A 17,731-nucleotide genomic window follows, 5' to 3' on the forward strand; every position below is an offset into this window, starting at 1 on the left:
TCTGGGTGGTGGCCAGAAACGCATCGACAACCAGCACAGCAAGGGCAAACTGGCCGCCCGTGAACGTATCGAGCTGTTGCTCGATTCCGGCTCTTTCGAAGAGTGGGACATGTTCATGGAGCACCGCTGCACCGACTTCGGGATGGCCGACCAGTCGGTCCCGGGTGACGGCGTGGTCATCGGCTGCGGAACGATCAACGGTCGCCTGATGTTCGTCTTCTCGCAGGATTTCACCGTTTTCGGCGGGTCGCTCTCCGAGGCGCATGCCGAGAAGATCTGCAAGGTCATGGACCACGCGATGAAGGTCGGCGCACCGGTGATCGGCCTCAACGACTCCGGAGGTGCGCGCATCCAGGAAGGCGTGGCCTCTCTGGCCGGCTACGCCGAGGTCTTCCAGCGCAACGTGCTCGCCTCGGGAGTGATCCCGCAGATCTCGCTGATCATGGGACCGTGCGCTGGAGGCGCCGTGTACAGCCCGTCGATGACCGACTTCATCTTCATGGTCAAGGATTCCTCTTACATGTTCGTGACCGGTCCCGACGTCGTGAAAACGGTGACCCACGAGGACGTTACTGCCGAGGAACTCGGTGGGGCGGTGACGCACACGACCAAGTCCGGAGTCGCCGACCTCGCCTTCGAAAACGATGTCGAAGCGCTGATGATGCTGCGCCGCTTCATCAGCTTCCTGCCCTCGAACAACCGCGAGAAGCCGCCGCACGTTCCGGTGCAGGATCCCGCCGAGCGGCTCGACTTCTCGCTCGACACGCTGGTCCCTGACAACCCCAACAAGCCGTACAACATCAAGGAACTGATCATCAAGGTCGCCGACGACGGTGACTTCTTCGAACTGCAGAAGGAATACGCCAAGAACATCGTCATCGGCTTTGCGCGCATGGAGGGTTCGACCGTCGGCATCGTCGCCAATCAGCCTCTGGTCCTCGCTGGCTGCCTGGACATCAGGAGTTCGATCAAGGCGGCGCGCTTCGTCCGTTACTGCGACGCGTTCAACATCCCGGTGATAACTTTCGTCGACGTCCCGGGCTTCATGCCCGGCACCGCCCAGGAATACGGCGGGATCATCAAACACGGCGCCAAGCTGCTTTATGCCTACGCCGAGTGCACGGTACCGAAAATCACCGTGATCACCCGCAAGGCCTACGGCGGAGCCTACGACGTGATGGCCTCCAAGCACCTGCGCGGTGACGTGAACTTCGCTTGGCCGTCGGCGGAGATCGCCGTCATGGGTCCGAAGGGCGCGGTCGAGATCATCTTCCGCGAGGAGAAGAACGACCCGGCCAAGCTCGCTGCCCGTGAGGCCGAGTACAAGGCCAAGTTCGCCAACCCCTTCGTCGCCGGCGCGCGCGGTTTCATCGACGACGTGATCATGCCGCATGAGACGCGCAAACGCATCTGCCGCTCGCTGGCCATGCTGCGCAACAAGAAACTGGAGAACCCGTGGCGCAAGCACGGCAACATTCCGCTCTGATACCCGGGGAGAAACCGAGATGTTCAAGAAGATTCTGATCGCCAACCGCGGCGAAATCGCCTGCCGGGTCATGAGAACCGCCAAGAAGTTGGGCATCCGGACGGTTGCCGTCTACTCGGAGGCCGACAAGGACTCGATGCACGTGCTGATGGCCGACGAGGCCGTGTGCATCGGACCGGCACCCTCCAAAGAGTCGTACCTGGTGATCGACAAGATCATCGACGCGTGCAAGCAGACCGGCGCCGAAGCGGTCCATCCCGGCTACGGCTTCCTCTCCGAGAACGAAGAGTTCTCGCGCCGCCTCGAAGAGAGCGGCGTCGTGTTCATCGGACCCAAGCACTACTCGGTCGCCGCGATGGGCGACAAGATCGCCTCGAAGAAGCTGGCCCAGGAAGCGAAGGTCAACACGATTCCCGGCTACAACGCCGAAATCGCCGACTCGGCTCAGGCGGTGACCATCGCCCGCGGAATCGGCTACCCGGTGATGATCAAGGCCTCGGCCGGCGGCGGCGGCAAGGGGCTGCGCGTCGCCTTCAACGACCAGGAAGCCGCCGAGGGCTTCGACTCGTGCCGCAATGAAGCTCGCAACAGTTTCGGTGACGACCGCGTGTTCATCGAGAAGTTCGTCGAAGGGCCGCACCACATCGAGATCCAGGTCATCGCCGATTCGTTCGGCAACACGGTCTATCTCTTCGAACGCGAGTGCTCGATCCAGCGCCGTCACCAGAAGGTGCTCGAGGAAGCGCCTTCGCCGTTCATCGACGAAAGCATCCGCAAGGCGATGGGCGAGCAGGCAGTCGCCCTGGCCAAGGCCGTCAAGTACCAGAGCGCGGGTACCGTCGAGTTCGTCGTCGGCTCGGACAAGTCGTTCTATTTCCTCGAGATGAACACGCGGCTGCAGGTCGAACACCCGGTCACTGAAATGATCACTGGTCTCGACCTCGTCGAACTGATGATTCGCGTCGCCGCCGGCGAGAAACTGCCGTTCACCCAGGACGATCTGAAAATCAACGGCTGGGCGATCGAGTGCCGGATCAACGCCGAAGACCCGTTCCGTGGCTTCCTGCCGTCGGTCGGCCGGCTGGTCAAGTACCGGCCGCCCGAGAACGTCGAAGGCCAGGTGCGCGTCGATACCGGCGTTTTCGAGGGCGGCGAGATCTCGATGTATTACGACTCGATGATCGCCAAGCTGATCTGTCACGGCGCGACACGCGATCAGGCGGTCAGCCGCATGCGTGACGCGCTGAACGCCTTCGTGATCCGAGGCATCGACTCGAACATCCCCTTCCAGGCGGCTTTGATGCAGAGCCCTCGCTTCCTCTCGGGGATCTTCACGACGTCGTTCATCGCCGAGGAGTTCCCGAACGGCTTCGACGCCAGCAACGTCGTGCACGACGACCCAGGCCTGCTCGCGGCGATCGCCGCTTTCGGGCGTCGCCGCTACATCGATCGGGCAGTCAAAATCAGCGACCAGATGCCCGGACACGAGCGCAAGGTGGGGACCGGCTGGGTCGTGCAGATGGAAGGCAAGGACTATCCGGTCTCGCTCGTACCGATTCCAGGCGGCTACTCGGTAACCCACGGCGTCGACCGCTACGATCTCGTCTCCGACTGGAAGTTCGGCGAACTGGTCTTTCGCGGCACGTGCAACGGCACGCCGATCTGCCTGCAGCTCGAAAGGATCGGTCTGCTCTATCGCGTCGTACACTTCGGCAAGCACGTCAAGGTCACCGTGATGACCGCCAACGCCGCCCGGATGCTCGCGCTGATGCCCAAGAAGGTGCCGCCGGACCTCTCGAAGTTCCTCCTCTCGCCGATGCCCGGCCTGCTGCGCGAGATCGCCGTAGCCGAAGGACAGGCGGTCAACGCCGGCGAGAAGCTGGCGGTCATCGAAGCGATGAAGATGGAGAACGTGCTCAAGGCCGAACGCGACTGCAAGGTCAAGAAGGTCGTCGCCGCTCCGGGCGACAGCCTGTCGGTCGACCAGGTGATCCTCGAATTCGACTGAGCCTGGCCCTGACCGGGCTCTCCGGCAGCTGGAACGCCCACCGCCTGGTGGGCGTTCCTGTTTCAGCCTGATGCCTCCGCGTGCTCGCTGAACTGCATCGCGTGCAGGCGCGCATAGTAGCCGTCTGCGGCGAGCAGATCGGCATGGTTGCCACGTTCGACGATCCTGCCCTGGTCCATGACTACGATCAGATCTGCCCTTTCGATCGTCGACAGGCGGTGCGCAATGACCAGCGTGGTTCGCTTGGCCATCACACGGTCGAAAGCATTCTGGATGTGGCGTTCCGATTCCGTATCGAGCGCCGAGGTCGCCTCGTCGAGGATCAGGATCGGCGCGTCCTTGAGCAGAGCCCGGGCTATCGCCAGCCGCTGGCGCTGTCCGCCGGAGAGCATCACCCCGTTCTCGCCGACAAGCGTGTCGAAACCGTCGGGCAACAGGTCGATGAACTCGCACGCGTGCGCCGCCGCAGCTGCTTCCCGGACGGCTTCGTGCGGCGCGTTGGCCAGGTCACCATAGGCGATGTTGCTCGCCACCGTGTCGTTGAACAGAACGACCTGCTGGGTCACGAGTGCGATGTGCCGCCGCAGGTTGCGCAGTGTGTAACTCTCGACGTCGATCCCGTCGATCAGAATCTGCCCGGAATCATGCTTGTAGAAGCGCGGAATCAAGCTCGCCAGCGTCGACTTGCCGCTCCCCGAGCGGCCGACGAGAGCCACCATCTGCCCCGGCGCAACCGTGAAGCTGATGTCCTCGAGTACCGGCTGGCTGCTGCCCGGATAGGCAAAGGAGAGGTGTCTGACCTCCAGGTGGCCGGCAACGCGGTCGCGCTCTATCGTCCCATGATCCTCTTCGGGCTCTTCGTCGAGCTGGGCGAAAATGCTCTCCGCGCCGGCGAGACCGCGCTGGATCGTCGAACTGACCTCGGAAAGCTGGCGGACAGGTTTCGGCAGCATCCCCGCCGCGGTCAGGTAGGCGACCAGGTCGCCCGCCGAAGCGTCGCCGCGCAAGAGCAGGACGAGCATCAGCAGTGCGGCCATCGCGCTGAAGGTGACCAGTTGGAGAATCTGCGTGTAGCCGGCCGTCGTACGCACCATGCGCAGTTGCTTCGCCGTGTTCTCCGCGCTCGCCGCGTGAAAGCGTCCCGACTCGTACTGCTCGCCGCCGAAGCTGCGCACGACCCGGTGCCCCTGGATCATCTCGGAAGCGACGTGGGTCAGGTCGCCCATCGCCGCCTGGATCTTCCGACTCTGACGGCGATATTTGCGGCTCGCGCGGATGACCACCGAGCCGATCAGCGGCAGGATGGCGACGAGGACCAGCGTCAGCTTCCAGTTCATCCACAGCAGGTAGCCGAAGAGGAAGCCGATCGTCAGCCCTTCGCGTATGACGACCTTCAGCGCATCGGTCGACGCGCCGGTGACCATCGTCACGTCGTAAGTGATGCGCGAAATCAGGTGACCCGAGTTGTGATGGGCGAAATACGCGTCGGGCAGGCGCAACAGCGCGTCGAAGAGCCTGCACCGGAGGTCGTCGATCAGCCCGAGAGAGACTTTCGCGAGATAGTAGCTGCCGAGGAACGAGCCGATTCCCTGCCAGGCGATGACCACCACGACGAGCAGCGGAACGGCGTGCATGAGGTCCAGGGGCCCGAGCCAGGGAACCGCCTGCCTCGTCGCTCCGGGGGCGGCGAGGCCATCGACGAAAAACTTTAGAATCCCCGCGAGCATCGGTTGCGAGGAGGCGAAGATCAGGTAGCCGACGATGCTGACCGAAAACAGGCCAACGAGCGGCCGCAGATGGCTCAGCAACCGCAGATAGATGCGCAATGAAGGGAGAGGGCCAGGATCTACTGGCGACATGGCTGAACGGGGGGCGGCCTCAGGGCGTGATGGCCGAGTGTACCATGCCGACGGGATCGGACGCCGTGCTGAACGGGTCAATAACGCTCTGAGACACGTTTTGCTGGTCGCGTGAGCAGGCTCGCAGCCGCGGCGCTGCTGGCTCTTTCCCGATCCCTGCGGCCCGGAGGTTGGTTACGGACTGGCCGGGCGCGTTCCGCTCGCACGAAGCACCAGCAGGCCGGCGAAGAGCAGATAGAGATACAGGGAGAACTGTTTCGACGCATACGAGAAGCTGAGCAGACCGGCAGTCAATAGCGCCGCAACCGCAGCAAGCAGCGCCGCAGCAGCACGACGGTTTTCCGTGTCCAGCTTCGGCCAGACGCGGGACACGTGACGGATGACGACGGCAAGGAGGACGAGAAAGGCGGACAGGCCGACGAGGCCCGTTTCGAACCACGCGTCGAGCACGAAGTTGTGCAGGTGTTTCACAGCCACCTCGTCTATGTCGATTCGCGTTCGCAGGATGTCGAGATGGCTCGAAAGATTGCCAAAACCAACGCCGAGCCAGACGTTGTCGGGCGGACTGCTTAGCGCCTGCCACCAGATGCCGGCCCTCCCCGAGAAGAACCGGTCGACGGTCGCAAAGTTGAAACCGATCGCCGTACGGACACGAAAGAATCGCTGTCCGAGGAGAATCCCGATCACCAGAATGCCGACGCCGGTGATCACCCAGTAACGCCTGCGCATCGGGAAGCCCAAGGCCGAAAACACGGCCAGCGCGACGAGCATGGCAAGAAGAGCAGCGCGCCCCTGCGACAGACCGATATAGACGGCAAAGGCAACGATCGTCGCCCCGATCAACCAGCGGCGGTACCCACGGTTCGCCAGGGCGAGCAGGAGAAATGGCAACAACCAGGGCAGGTTGTCCTCGCGAAGCTGCATCGTCGGGTCGAAAGGGACGGCCCACAGGTAGTAAGGCAACTCGAGATAGAGCAGCACGATCAACAGTAGCGCTGCCAACGCCAGTGCACCAGCCAGCCGGGCCAACTGCCGTGGACTCTGCTGCAGGGCGACGAGCGTAAACACACCGGTCAGGCTGAACTGGACGTAGCGCAGCAGGTGGTAGGCTCCTCCGCCCGCGTCGGCTGCCTGGGTGAGGCTCAACACCCAAGCCAGCAGCATCAGCGCATAGGCGACGAGAAACGCTCGCTGCTCGCGGAAATGAGCGGCGAGCCCCGGGGTCGCGGCCATCGACGCGGCCGCCCAGAGGAAATAGATCCCGCTGACGACATTGAAGGCCGCGCGACCGGCGACTCCTGCCAGCGGCAGATAGACGGCGATCAGCCATCCCCACCGATAGAAGCCGTTGCGCAGAGTTTCGCCGACCGACTGTCCGATCATTCAAGGACTCCTAGCCTTTCGATCGCCTGCAGGACGAGCTGCGGCCTGATCTGTCGAACACCTTCAGTCGACAGGCCTGCCGGCGGATACACGGGATGGATGCACGGCGAACTGCTCGCCACCCAGGCGGAGATCGGATGACCGAAGAGGCCGATGCTCGGCACGCCGCAAGCGGCGGCGAGATTGAGCATGCCTGTATCGTTTCCGACGAACAGCCGTGCTTCGGCGAGCAGCGCGATGATCTCTTGCAGAGGCTGCTGGATCAGCGGCACCACGGCGCCCTGGCTGATCGCCGAGTGACGAATGCTTGCGGCCATGTGCTCTTCCGAACGGCCGCCGAGCAGGAAACAGCTTCCCCCGTAGCCATTGAGCAGCGCGCCGGCCAGCATCGAGAAGTTCTCGGCACCCCATTGCTTGTACGCTTCGCTGCTGCCGATGCCGAGGATCAGCCACGGCCGGGCGAGGCCGCTGAAGCGCAGGCGAACCTCCGCACGACTCTGCTCCGGCGGCACGACCAACGGCACCGGACGGCTGATCTGCAAGCCCAGCCCCTGTAGCAACCGGTTCGCCCGTTCGACGCTATGAACCCCGGCCGGTACCGGTCGCGCCGGGCGATCGGTCAGCAGAAGACGCTGCCAGCCAGAAGCGATGCCCGCCCGGTGGGGAATTCCCGCCAGCCACGCGGCGATCGTATAACGGCTGCTGTCGTGGAGGATCCACACCTTGCGGTAGCGCCTGCCACGCAGCTCCGAGGCCAGTCGCAGCAACCCGCGAACTCCGTCGTGCCGACCGGGCTTGCGTTCGACCCAGAGCACTTCCGACACCTCGGACAGTCCGGCGAGCAGCTGATCGGACAGCGATCGAGCCTTGGTCAGCACCGAAACACGACCCTCGGGTTCGTGACGTGCGATCGCCAGCAAGTGCGGCACGTGCCAGACCATGTCGCCTATGCCCGGCAGCGGCTGGACGACCAGAACTCCTTCCCGGACAGACGGCTCGCTCATCCCGGACCTCGTCTGCCGGCTGGTCGACGGCCCCGCCGGGCAGGCGCCTCGCGCGGCGAAGCCGATTGCCCCGCCGATCTTGCCGCGAAGGACCGCGGCCGGCAGAGGACCAATTCAGCCCGCCACCGCGCGACGTTCATCAGCCCCCCCGATCGATCTGTTGATCGAGCAGGGCGACCACGTCTTCAGGAGTGATCGCCTTCATGCACGAATGGTGACTGCAGGTCTTCAGATAGCAATTCCGGCAAGGCAAGTCCGCCTGGATCGCGACCACTCCGTCTCCGACCGGCTTGACCCGTCGCGGATCGGTCGGACCGCAGATGACCAGCATTCGCGAACAGCTGGCCGAGGCGAGATGTGCTGTCCCGGTGTCGTTGGCCACGACGAAGCGAGCGGCTGCGGCAATCGGCGGCAGCTCGAGCAGCTTCGTCCGGCCGCAAAGGTCGACGACGCGCTCCTCGAGTCCGCGTGCAATCGCCGCGCACTCGTCGATCTCGTCGGGCCCGCCGAGCAGAACGATACGACCCAGACCTCGCCTGGTCAACAGTAGGGCGAGCCGGCGGTAGTTGTCTACCCCCCAGCGTTTGGTGAGCCCGGCCGCATGGCTGCCGGGAAGAAAGAGGGCGAACTCCCCGGGTACGACGCCGTGTTCGACGAGGATCGCGCGCGCACGCTGGCTCTCCTCGTCGGACCAGTGAACAACCGGTCGCGCGGTCAGCGCGGGAATGCCCGCCGCCGCGAGACAGGCCCGCAGGCGCTGAAAGACGTGCGTCTCCTGCGGCATCCTCGCTGCCGAGAGATTGTACGGAAAGACCGGCAGATTGCCGATCCGCCAGCACGTTCGGCACTTCGAGCAGATCAGCGCGGACAGCAGCAGGCGCGTGCGGTCGTTGCACTGCAGGTCGACGATGAGATCGTAGTCCCCGCCACGCGCGAGCTGCAGCCAGCGCCAGGCGCCGCGAATACCCCGTTCGCTCCTGCGCAGGTCAACCGTCCAGACTCTCGAGAAGCGTGGGTCGCGGGCGAACAGCCGGTCCCACGGCGGCATCGCGTTGAGGTCGAGCTCACGGCCAGGGAACGCTCTGCAAATGTCCTCGATGATCGCCGTGCTGATCACCACGTCGCCCATACCGCCCCACTTGACGATCAGGATTCGCCTGATCTCCGTGCGGGCCGGCAGATTCTCGATCGGCGGAGCCCCCTGCACCGGGGTCGACTCGCGGAACAACAGAACAGCCGGACGCGATGACTCAGGCATCAGCCGCACTTCCCGCCAGCTGGCGGTAAAGCGCCCTGTACTGATCGACGACCGCTTGTCGGCCATGGTGAAGCCGAACCGTCGAGCGGCCGGCTTCACCCAGGGAAGACCGCGTCCGCTCGTCGGCGGTCAGCAACTCGCGCAGGGCACTCGCCAGATCGTCAGGTCTGGCGCAGGGAACGATCAGTCCATTGTGTTCATCGATCACGATCTCGAGAGCCCCCTGGGTTGCTGTCGATACGACGGGTTTTCCGTGAGCCCAGGCCTCGAGGATCACGTTGCCGAGCGTTTCCTGACGCGACGGACAGACGACGATGTCGGCGATGTCGAGCACCTGCCCGATGTCGCGCTGCCAACCGGCCCAGCACAGGCGTTGACCTATGCCCAGATGCCCGGCCTGATCACGCAGCGCAAACGCCATCTCGCCAGCTCCGGCGATCAGCAACCAGACCGGTCGCTCGCCGACCGATGGCGGCAACACTGAAAAGGCTCCGAGCAGATCGGAGAAGCCCTTGATCGGGTGCAGTCGTCCGGCAGAGACGATCAGCATCGCCTCCTCCGGAACACCGTATTGCTGGCGCAGATCGAGTCTGCGGAGGGGATCCACGTCTTGGGCGAGATCGACGAAATTGCCGACATGGTGCACGCGACCGGCAGGGAAGCCGTTGCGCACCAGGTAGTCGCAGACTCCGGCGGTATTCCCGACCCAGGCATGCGCGTGGCGATACCCGCGCAGATTGTAGTAGCCTCCCAGCCTGGCCAGGTGAATCGGACGCCTGCCCCGTGGCAGCGAGACCAGCCGCGTCGCTCGACCCATCCAGGTCTGCACGATGGCTGGCTGGACCTGCCCGATGATCCGTTTCAGGCACCACCGCGCCCACAAGTCCCACACCCCGCGCATCCTCACATGCTGCTGCGGCAGGCCCGGCAGCAGTTCTCCGGCAACCTGGCTACACGGCTGACTGACCGCGACAAGATTCTCCCCAGCCTCGTGCAGGGCATTCGACAGCCGGACGAAGAACGCCTCGGCACCGCCCCCACCGGTACTCCCGATGACCTGGATCACGCGCATCGACCCGGACGATGCCTCAGACCTGGCGGGCAAGTCCGCTATCCTCTTGTTGGCGACCCGGCGCCCGACCGGGCAGGCTGGCCGCGCAACCAGCGCTCCGCCTGCCGTCGCCCGCGAGCGCCTCATAGACGGCTAGCGTCCTGCGCAGCATGCAGGCCAGCGTGAAGCGCTCGGGGAGAGCGGTAATCACCGGTGGCTGGCTCAGAAAGCGCAGGCAGACTTCGTGCAGCCTGGCCAGATCATTGACCGGAACGGCACCCGAGGGAAGCATCGCGGCCATGATCTCGCCGACCCCGCCATGAGCGTAGGCGACGACCGGCACGCCGAGCGCCAGCGCCTCGGTGACCGTCCGCCCGAACGACTCGGGCCTCGACGACAGCGACACGACCAGCGACGAGACGCTCATGATCTCCCTGAGATCCGCGCGATGGCCGGTGAAGCTGATCTGCGATTCGAGCTGGCGCCGGGAGATCGCCCGCTCGAGCTCGGCAACGTATCCGCGGTGCCTCTCCTCCTGCCCGCCGACGATCAGCCCATGGACGTTGGGCACGGCGCTCTTCAGGCGGGCGATCAGCTCGACGAAGTCGTGATGTCCTTTGAGCCGGCTAATCCTCCCCGGAAGCGTGACGAGGCATTTTCCGCGCAGCCGGGGGTACTCGTCGGCCCAGGCCTGCGCCCATTCTTCGGCTGGACGATAGCCTGCCGGGTACTCCGCCGGGTCGATGCCACGATGGATCGTCGTCACCGGAGCCTGAGGCCGGTACTCTCGGGCGACGTGCTCGGCGATGCTCTCGGACACGGCGATGATCTGCTCGCTGCGGGCCATGATCGAACTGTAGCGGCCGACCGAGTAGAAGCCGTGAAAGGTGCTGACCAGATGCGGCCGCACTGCCGGATCCATCGCCCGCCAAGCGAGGTAGACGAGCCAGGCGGGCAAGCGCGAGCGCACGTGCACGATGTCGATCTGCTGCTCGGCCAGGAAGCGGCGCAGGCGCGGAATCAGCAGCAGCGTGCGCGGCGCCTTCTCGCCGACCGGCCAGCAGAAGTGCTCCGAGCCCTCGGCGATCAACGTATCGACCAGGCGCCCGCCTGCCGACATGACCAACGAGCGATGCCCCTGTCCGGCGAGATGGCGCCCAACCTCCAGCGTGCCGCGTTCGACCCCGCCGCTCTCCAGAGAAGGCAGGACCTGCAGGACGCTCAGCGATCGGGAAACCATCTCTGCCTTATCCAGCGCGCACAGCGTGCGGCCTCGTCGAATTCTTCCGCCGGTCGCTGCAGGCGCCGGCCCGCCAGCCAGTCCGCGTAGCCGGTCACCTTGCCGTCGCGGAGCAGATCGTTCACTCCCCGGACGACCCGTCCGTTCCCGGTCGGCTGCAGGTCGAGCACACCGACCGCAGCACCGGAGGTCAGCGCTTCGTAGAGCATCGACACGCTGTCCGGCGAAACCCAGACCTGCCCGGCCTCACGCAACTGGTTCGTGAGCCAGTCGAGAGGAGCCTCGTCGAAGGCCGTCAACTGCAAGTTGCCGATCTCGAGTCCGCGGAGCAGCGCTACGGTGGCCTCCGGCGTTCGCGGAGAAGTCGTCGCCCGCCAAGTCACTTGTGCGGCCGCACGGCACAGGGACCGGACTTGCCCCGCGACCGCCGCGTCGTCCCAGCGATAGTGGGCCGAGCGCCCACCGAGCAGGATCAGGCCGATTTTCAGGTCGAGTTCGCGCGAAGGCTCTACCGCATTGAGCGCGCCGACGGTGAGCAGCACGTTCGCCGCCTCGAGCACGTCGTCGTGCCGCGGGACGATGCACAGATCGAAGCACGAACGGGGCAGGCTCGGGTTCATCAGGACAATGGTCCTCCCACCCCGGGCGCGTTGCGCAGCGAGCATCGTCAGGTGGGTACGATGACCGGCGCCGACGATCAGGTCCGGCGCTTGAGCGCCTTCTGCGCAGGATGGCCAGCGCCCGGTGACGAGCGACCACAAGGCCCGTCCGCGCGGAAGCGCGTGGACTTCCCGCACGATCACCGGCAGCAGCCGCGCCAGCGCCCGAATCAGGCCCTCTGTCTGACGCTCGTGGCCCCGCTTCCCGTCAACGACACGCCAGATAACGCAGGGTAGGGACATGGCCCTCTTCGGTGAGTTCGGCCCGGAATGCCCGTCCCGGCCGACGGTCGTCCCGGCTATTGTGAGCGGCGGCAAGTATAGCCGCTTTCCCGACTGCCCTGTGGCGCCGTTCGGCCGAACCGGCATGCGGCTACGGATCAACGGCCGCCTTGCTCGCTCAGCCGAGGATGATCACTTTCAGCTTGCCGAGGAAGCTGAGCTCCGACCACCAGCGAATCCCGTTCTCGCGAAAGCGCAGGCCCGCGGGAGTCAGGGTCAGCTTCCGCGCACCAAAGTCGGTCCGCCCGGTCTCGGCGATGAAGCCCTGGGCCATCAGGTAGCTGGCGATCGCCGGCTGAACCTGTTGCCCGCTGAGCGTCCAGCGCGTGCCGTAGCCGTCTTCGTCACCGGGAAGCATCATGATCGGCTCGCGACGGCTCATCAGACGCAGCACTTTCAGCGTCTCCGCCCTTGCCGGAATCGGTGTCCCCCGATCGCTGTTCATCGAACCACCTGGCCACCTGCGCCAGCGCCGTTCCGGCTACTCGTCACCCGGGTGGGCGACGAGGTTGCGCAACATCAGCGCAAAGAAGCGATCGTAGAACTGCCCGGCGGGAATCGTCTCGCTGGCCACCCTGACCAGCGAATCGTCGCTCGCGGTCAACGGGATCGACAGCGAGCCGAGGGCAGCGACGCCGACGCTCGCCGAGTTCGGGCTCTTCTTGAGCACGTAGCGATCCTGGACGGCACTGACGTAGGCCGTCGTCACGCTCCCGGCTGGCGAGGGTTCCGGGGCGCAGACGACGTTGAAGACGATCTGCACATGCACGTCGCCTTCGGGCTGGAAGTTCTTGGTCGCGCTGAGCGAGTCGGGCCGCACGGCAGTCAACAGGTAACCCTGGCCAAGCAGGGCGCGGCGTGCCGCCTCGCAGGTCGCCTCGACGCTGGCGTCGAACAGGCGCGAAAAGGTCTCGCTGGGCTCGAAACGTTCGTTCTGATAAACAGTGACGCTGCGCGGCGCGCCGCCGCAAGCGAGCAGCATGCTGATCAGTCCGAGCAAGGCAGGCCACGTCAGTAGACTCCGCCGGCGGCGTCCTGCGATCGTCCAGGCGTGTTCAGGAATCAATGCGCCTCGTCCCAGTTGGCGCCGTCGCCGACATCGACGACCAGCGGAACGCGCAGGCTCGCGACGGCGCTCATCAGCCGCGGCAATTCGGAACGGACCCCGGACAACTCGCCTTCGGGAACTTCGAGAACGAGTTCGTCGTGCACCTGCATCAGCAGACGCGAGTGCAGCCGATCGCTGTCGAGCCAGCGCTGAGTGGCGATCATCGCCGACTTGATCAGGTCGGCCGCAGACCCCTGCATCGGCGCATTGATTGCCGCGCGCTCGGCCGCCTGACGCCTGGCGGTCTGGCCCGAACGGATCTCTGGCAACCAGAGACGCCTGCCGAAGACCGTCTCGACGTACCCGCGGCTCCTCGCCTGCTCGCGGGTTCTCTCCATGTACGCCCTGACCCCCGGGTAACGTGCGAAGTACCGCTCGATGTACGCCTGCGCCGCTCCGCGTTCGAGATCCAGCTGCCGGGCGAGACCAAAGGCGCTCATTCCGTAGATCAGGCCGAAGTTGATCACCTTGGCCACGCGCCGCTGGTCGGGACCGACTTCAGCCGGCCGGACACCGAAGATCTCCGCCGCCGTCGCCCGATGGACATCCTCGCCTCGCGCGAAAGCATCGAGCAGGCGTTCGTCTTCCGAGAGATGAGCCATGATGCGCAGTTCGATCTGTGAATAGTCGGCCGAGACGATTCGGCATCCCGGCGGAGCGATGAACGCAGCACGAATCCTGCGCCCTTCGCTCGTGCGCACCGGGATGTTCTGCAGATTCGGCTCGCTCGAGGCCAGCCGGCCGGTGACCGCGACCGCCTGCGCGTAGCTGGTGTGCACCCGACCCGTCGCCGGATTGACCATCTTCGGCAGCTTGTCGGTGTAGGTTCCCTTGAGCTTGGCAAGCTGCCGCGCTTCGAGGAGGATTTTCGGCAGCGGGTAATCGAGCGCCAGTTCGGAGAGAACTTCCTCGTCGGTCGACGGCGTTCCTGAGGGTGTCTTCTTCTTCACCGGCAGACCGAGCCGCTCGAAGAGGATCTCGGCGAGTTGCCTTGGCGAGTTCACGTTGAATGGCTGACCGGCCGCGGCGTGTGCGCGGCGCTCGAGCTCGACGAGCCGCTGCCCGATTTCGTGGCTCTGCCGGACGAGAAGTTCGGCGTCGATCAGCACACCCGTCCGTTCCATGAGGAAGAGGACCTCGCGCACGGGAATCTCGATCTCCTCGTAGACCCGGGTCAGGCCGGAGTCCGCGAGGATTTGCGGATGGAGCGCATGGTGCAGGCGCAGGCAGAGGTCGGCGTCTTCGGCAGCGTATTCGGCAGCCCGCTCTATATCCACCTGGGCAAAGCCGATCTGGCTCGCTCCCTTCCCACAAAGAGTCTCGTAGGCGATCGCCGGCAAGCCCAGATGCCGTTCGGCGAGCTGGCCGAGATCGTGCCCGCGGACCCCCTCCTTGCCTGATTCGAGCACGTATGACTGCAGCAGCGTGTCGTGGCGCACGCCGGCCAGGCGAATGCCGTGATTGGCCAGGACGTGCTGATCGTACTTGAGGTTCTGACCGACCTTGGCATGCGCGGCCGACTCGAGCCAGGGCTTGAGAAGCATCAAGACCTCGCCGGCAGGCAGTTGCTGTGGCGCACCGGGATAGTCATGGGCCAACGGCAGATAGGCCGCTTCGCCGGGAGCGACGGCCAGCGAGAAGCCGACGAGCCGGGCGGCGAACGGATCGAGGCTGGTCGTCTCGGTATCCAGCGCGGTCAGCGGACTGGCCCCTATCTTCCCGAGCCACTCGTCGAGGCTTGGGCGGTCGAGGATCGTCGTGTAGGCCTGGCGGTGGGCGCAGTCGGACTGCTCTGCGGGCTGGCGCTGCAGGATCGTTGCCGGGCCGGCGCCCGCGTCCTTTTCGTCAGCGCCCTGCTGACCCTGCTGAAGCTCCCTGAGCCAACTGCGCATTTCGTAATGCGTGAACAGTTCGCCGAGTCGCTGTCGGTCGACTGGGCGTGGCACGAGATCCTCGGGCGCGACCGGCAGATCGAGGTCGCGGCGCACGGTCACCAGACGCCGGGCGACCGGCAGGAAATCGAGCGACCGGCGCAGGCTTTCGCCGACCGCTCCACCGATCCCGGCTGCCGCCGCGCACAGGCCGTCGAGCGAGCCGTACTCATTGAGCCACTTCGCCGCGGTCTTCGGGCCGACCTTGGCAACCCCGGGAACATTGTCCACCGGATCACCGACCAGCGTCAGGTAGTCGACGATTTGCGAGGCGGGGACACCGAACCTGGCGACAACCCCCGCCTCGTCGAGCACTTCGCCGCTCATCGTATTGACCAGTGTGACGTGCGGGCCGACGAGTTGGGCGAGGTCCTTGTCGCCAGTCGACACGATCACGCAGATTCCGCGTGCAGCTGCCCGGGTCGCGAGAGTGGCGATAACGTCGTCGGCCTCGACACCCCGCTCGATCAGCAGCGGCCAGCCGAGCGCGGCTATCGCCGCGTGGAGTGGCTCGATCTGCCGAACGAGGTCGTCGGGCATCGGCGGGCGATTGGCCTTGTACTCCGGATACCACTCGTCGCGGAAGGTCCTGCCCGGGGCATCGAATACGCAGGCCTTGAGCGTGATCCCCCCTGCCTGATAGTCGTTCTCGAGACGGCGCAACATGTTCAGTACGCCATGTATCGCCCCGGTCGGCTCGCTACGTGTCGTCCGCAGGTCGGGCAGCGCATGGAAAGCGCGATAGAGGTAGGAAGAACCGTCGACGAGCAGCAGCATGGGCATCGTAGGCCGCGATATGGACCGGAGCGAGCCATGTGGCACCCGGGACAACCCGGCCGCGGCTCTGAATCAGGCGGCGCTCGGCTCCGCGAAAGTCGATTATGGCAGACTTCGCCTGCGCGGCTGCGGTTCGTCTCCCCAGGCGCCGCTTTCTATGACGCGTGCCGAGGCCGCTCGCCAACTTGTACTAAAATGTTTGCTTGATGGCGCAGATCGCCCGTCAATCAACCCGGACCTGACCCCATGCCTCGTTTGCGTGTCCTGCTCGCTGCCTTTGCTCTGGCCACCGTGCCGGCGCTCGCCCAGAACCGGACGGATTTGCAGCCGTTGCCTGCAACCCCACCGCCACCGCCGGACATGGCCCCACTCGACGCCGCGCTGGAGCCGCAGGTGACGATCACCAAGCGCGAAGGCGAGACTGTCGAGGAGCACCGGATCAACGGCAAGCTCTACCGGATCAAGGTGACTCCCGAACACGGCGTACCCTATTACCTCGTCGACCGCGAGGGCGATGGCAATTTCACCCGCGAGACGATGGGAGCACCCGACGTCAGCGTCCCGATGTGGGTGATCGGAACTTTCTGAAACCGACTGACTGGCCGCACCGGCGTTCGAAAGCGATCGACGGCCGCTGAGACGTCTTCGCCGAAGCTCGCCCGATGTCGGTGTTTACGCAACTCGACGACAAAGCGACGGCAGTCTGGCTCGAAGCCTATCGGCTCGGCCGGCTTGACAGCATCGAAGGAATCGCCGAAGGAGTTCAGAACTCGAATTTCTTTCTCGGCACGGCGAAAGGCGAGTACGTGCTGACGCTTTTCGAGGAGGCCACCGGCGAGCAGATCGCGTTCTACGTCCGGCTGATGCTCCATCTCGCCGGTCGCGGCATTGTGTGTCCGGTGCCCGTCGCCAACTCCCGGGGCGAGTTCCTCGGCGAACTCGAGGGCCGACCGGCGGCAGTGTTCACCCGCCTTCCCGGAATTTCCAGGCGGCTGCCGACTCCGCAACAGTGCGCGGCGGTTGGCGCCCTGCTTGGCCGGTTGCACGTTGCTGCGAGTTCCTTCCCGGAATACCGGCCACATCCGCGCAACCTGGACTGGTGCGTGCGTGCCGCGGAACGGATCATGCCGTGTCTGGAGCAGGGGGAAAGCCAGTTGCTTGGCGACGAGATCAGCCATCAGCAGGCGAGTCGGCCGACATCGCTGCCGCGCGGCATCATCCACGCCGATCTGTTTCGCGACAACGTCCTGTTCGTCGCCGGCGAGGTCAGCGGGGTGCTCGATTTCTACTTCGCCGGCACCGACGATCTTCTGTTCGACCTGGCCGTCACGGCCAACGACTGGTGCCTTTCGGCCGACGGGTCGCTGGACAGCGAGCGCACCGTCGCCCTAGTATCGGCGTATCACCGCCAGCGGCCCCTGCTCGCCAGCGAGCGGACGGCGTGGTCGACGCTGCTGCGCGCGGCGGCGCTGCGCTTCTGGGTCTCGAGACTCGTCGACCGGCATTGCCCACGAACCGGTGACCTAGTAGTCAGACGCGATCCAGACTGCTTCAGGGCGATCCTCGGCGCGCGCATCGCCGGCGCCGACCGCGAGCCGTGGCCAGCCGAGGTGGCGCCGCTCGAACCGTCGCCAGCAACGCTCCGCAACTCCCCGTCAGCGCGGAACCATCGGCGTTGAATGCCT

The 17,731-nt window shown here is 65.3% G+C and carries 14 protein-coding genes; 4 read left to right on the forward strand and 10 right to left on the reverse strand.

The window, feature by feature from the left end:
* Position 1 precedes the first annotated feature (1 nt).
* Together NFW05_RS17735 and accC are read left to right on the forward strand one after the other, a co-directional pair.
* A complete protein-coding gene (locus tag NFW05_RS17735) occupies positions 2 to 1,486 on the forward strand; it encodes an acyl-CoA carboxylase subunit beta (protein ID WP_295309997.1) in 1,485 nt (494 codons plus the stop codon).
* A gap of 19 nt (positions 1,487 to 1,505) precedes the next feature.
* Complete coding sequence (gene accC / locus NFW05_RS17740; RefSeq protein ID WP_295310000.1) at positions 1,506 to 3,494, forward strand: acetyl-CoA carboxylase biotin carboxylase subunit; 1,989 nt, start codon at positions 1,506 to 1,508, stop codon at positions 3,492 to 3,494.
* A 62-nt stretch (positions 3,495 to 3,556) separates the two neighbouring features.
* Here the strand turns inward: accC and msbA are convergent, their stop codons facing one another.
* The 10 genes from msbA to polA all read right to left on the reverse strand — a co-directional run bounded on the left by msbA (position 3,557) and on the right by polA (position 16,052).
* Positions 3,557 to 5,353 carry a lipid A export permease/ATP-binding protein MsbA gene (gene msbA / locus NFW05_RS17745; RefSeq protein ID WP_295310001.1) on the reverse strand — a complete coding sequence of 599 codons (1,797 nt, stop codon included), beginning with the start codon at positions 5,351 to 5,353 and terminating at the stop codon, positions 3,557 to 3,559.
* A 174-nt stretch (positions 5,354 to 5,527) separates the two neighbouring features.
* Positions 5,528 to 6,736 (reverse strand): O-antigen ligase family protein, encoded by a 1,209-nt coding sequence (locus tag NFW05_RS17750; RefSeq protein WP_295310003.1) that lies wholly within the window; start codon positions 6,734 to 6,736, stop codon positions 5,528 to 5,530.
* A complete protein-coding gene (locus NFW05_RS17755) occupies positions 6,733 to 7,740 on the reverse strand; it encodes a glycosyltransferase family 9 protein (protein WP_295310005.1) in 1,008 nt (335 codons plus the stop codon). The genes NFW05_RS17750 and NFW05_RS17755 overlap by 4 nt, the downstream gene beginning before the upstream one ends.
* A gap of 139 nt (positions 7,741 to 7,879) precedes the next feature.
* Positions 7,880 to 8,998, reverse strand: coding sequence for a glycosyltransferase family 9 protein (locus NFW05_RS17760; protein WP_295310007.1), 1,119 nt, complete (start codon positions 8,996 to 8,998; stop codon positions 7,880 to 7,882).
* On the reverse strand, positions 8,991 to 10,103 hold the full coding sequence (locus NFW05_RS17765; RefSeq protein ID WP_295310010.1) for a glycosyltransferase: 1,113 nt from the start codon (positions 10,101 to 10,103) through the stop codon (positions 8,991 to 8,993). Before NFW05_RS17765 ends, NFW05_RS17760 begins: the two co-directional genes overlap by 8 nt.
* Positions 10,087 to 11,289: a glycosyltransferase family 4 protein gene (locus tag NFW05_RS17770; RefSeq protein WP_295310012.1), complete on the reverse strand. Its 1,203-nt coding sequence runs from the start codon at positions 11,287 to 11,289 to the stop codon at positions 10,087 to 10,089. Before NFW05_RS17770 ends, NFW05_RS17765 begins: the two co-directional genes overlap by 17 nt.
* Positions 11,271 to 12,191: a mitochondrial fission ELM1 family protein gene (locus NFW05_RS17775; RefSeq protein ID WP_295310014.1), complete on the reverse strand. Its 921-nt coding sequence runs from the start codon at positions 12,189 to 12,191 to the stop codon at positions 11,271 to 11,273. Before NFW05_RS17775 ends, NFW05_RS17770 begins: the two co-directional genes overlap by 19 nt.
* Positions 12,192 to 12,348: 157 nt before the next feature.
* A complete protein-coding gene (locus NFW05_RS17780; RefSeq protein WP_295310015.1) occupies positions 12,349 to 12,675 on the reverse strand; it encodes a hypothetical protein in 327 nt (108 codons plus the stop codon).
* Between the two features lie 36 nt (positions 12,676 to 12,711).
* Positions 12,712 to 13,230 carry a DUF2242 domain-containing protein gene (locus tag NFW05_RS17785; RefSeq protein WP_295310017.1) on the reverse strand — a complete coding sequence of 173 codons (519 nt, stop codon included), beginning with the start codon at positions 13,228 to 13,230 and terminating at the stop codon, positions 12,712 to 12,714.
* A 62-nt stretch (positions 13,231 to 13,292) separates the two neighbouring features.
* Positions 13,293 to 16,052: a DNA polymerase I gene (polA, locus tag NFW05_RS17790; protein ID WP_295310019.1), complete on the reverse strand. Its 2,760-nt coding sequence runs from the start codon at positions 16,050 to 16,052 to the stop codon at positions 13,293 to 13,295.
* A gap of 240 nt (positions 16,053 to 16,292) precedes the next feature.
* Between polA and NFW05_RS17795 the strand changes: the two genes are divergently transcribed.
* Together NFW05_RS17795 and NFW05_RS17800 are read left to right on the forward strand one after the other, a co-directional pair.
* Positions 16,293 to 16,634 (forward strand): DUF2782 domain-containing protein, encoded by a 342-nt coding sequence (locus tag NFW05_RS17795; protein ID WP_295310021.1) that lies wholly within the window; start codon positions 16,293 to 16,295, stop codon positions 16,632 to 16,634.
* 74 nt (positions 16,635 to 16,708) lie between these two features.
* Positions 16,709 to 17,725 carry a homoserine kinase gene (locus NFW05_RS17800; RefSeq protein ID WP_295310023.1) on the forward strand — a complete coding sequence of 339 codons (1,017 nt, stop codon included), beginning with the start codon at positions 16,709 to 16,711 and terminating at the stop codon, positions 17,723 to 17,725.
* Positions 17,726 to 17,731: the final 6 nt, after the last annotated feature.

This window comes from Accumulibacter sp. (genome assembly GCF_023806625.1).
GTDB lineage: Bacteria > Pseudomonadota > Gammaproteobacteria > Burkholderiales > Rhodocyclaceae > Accumulibacter.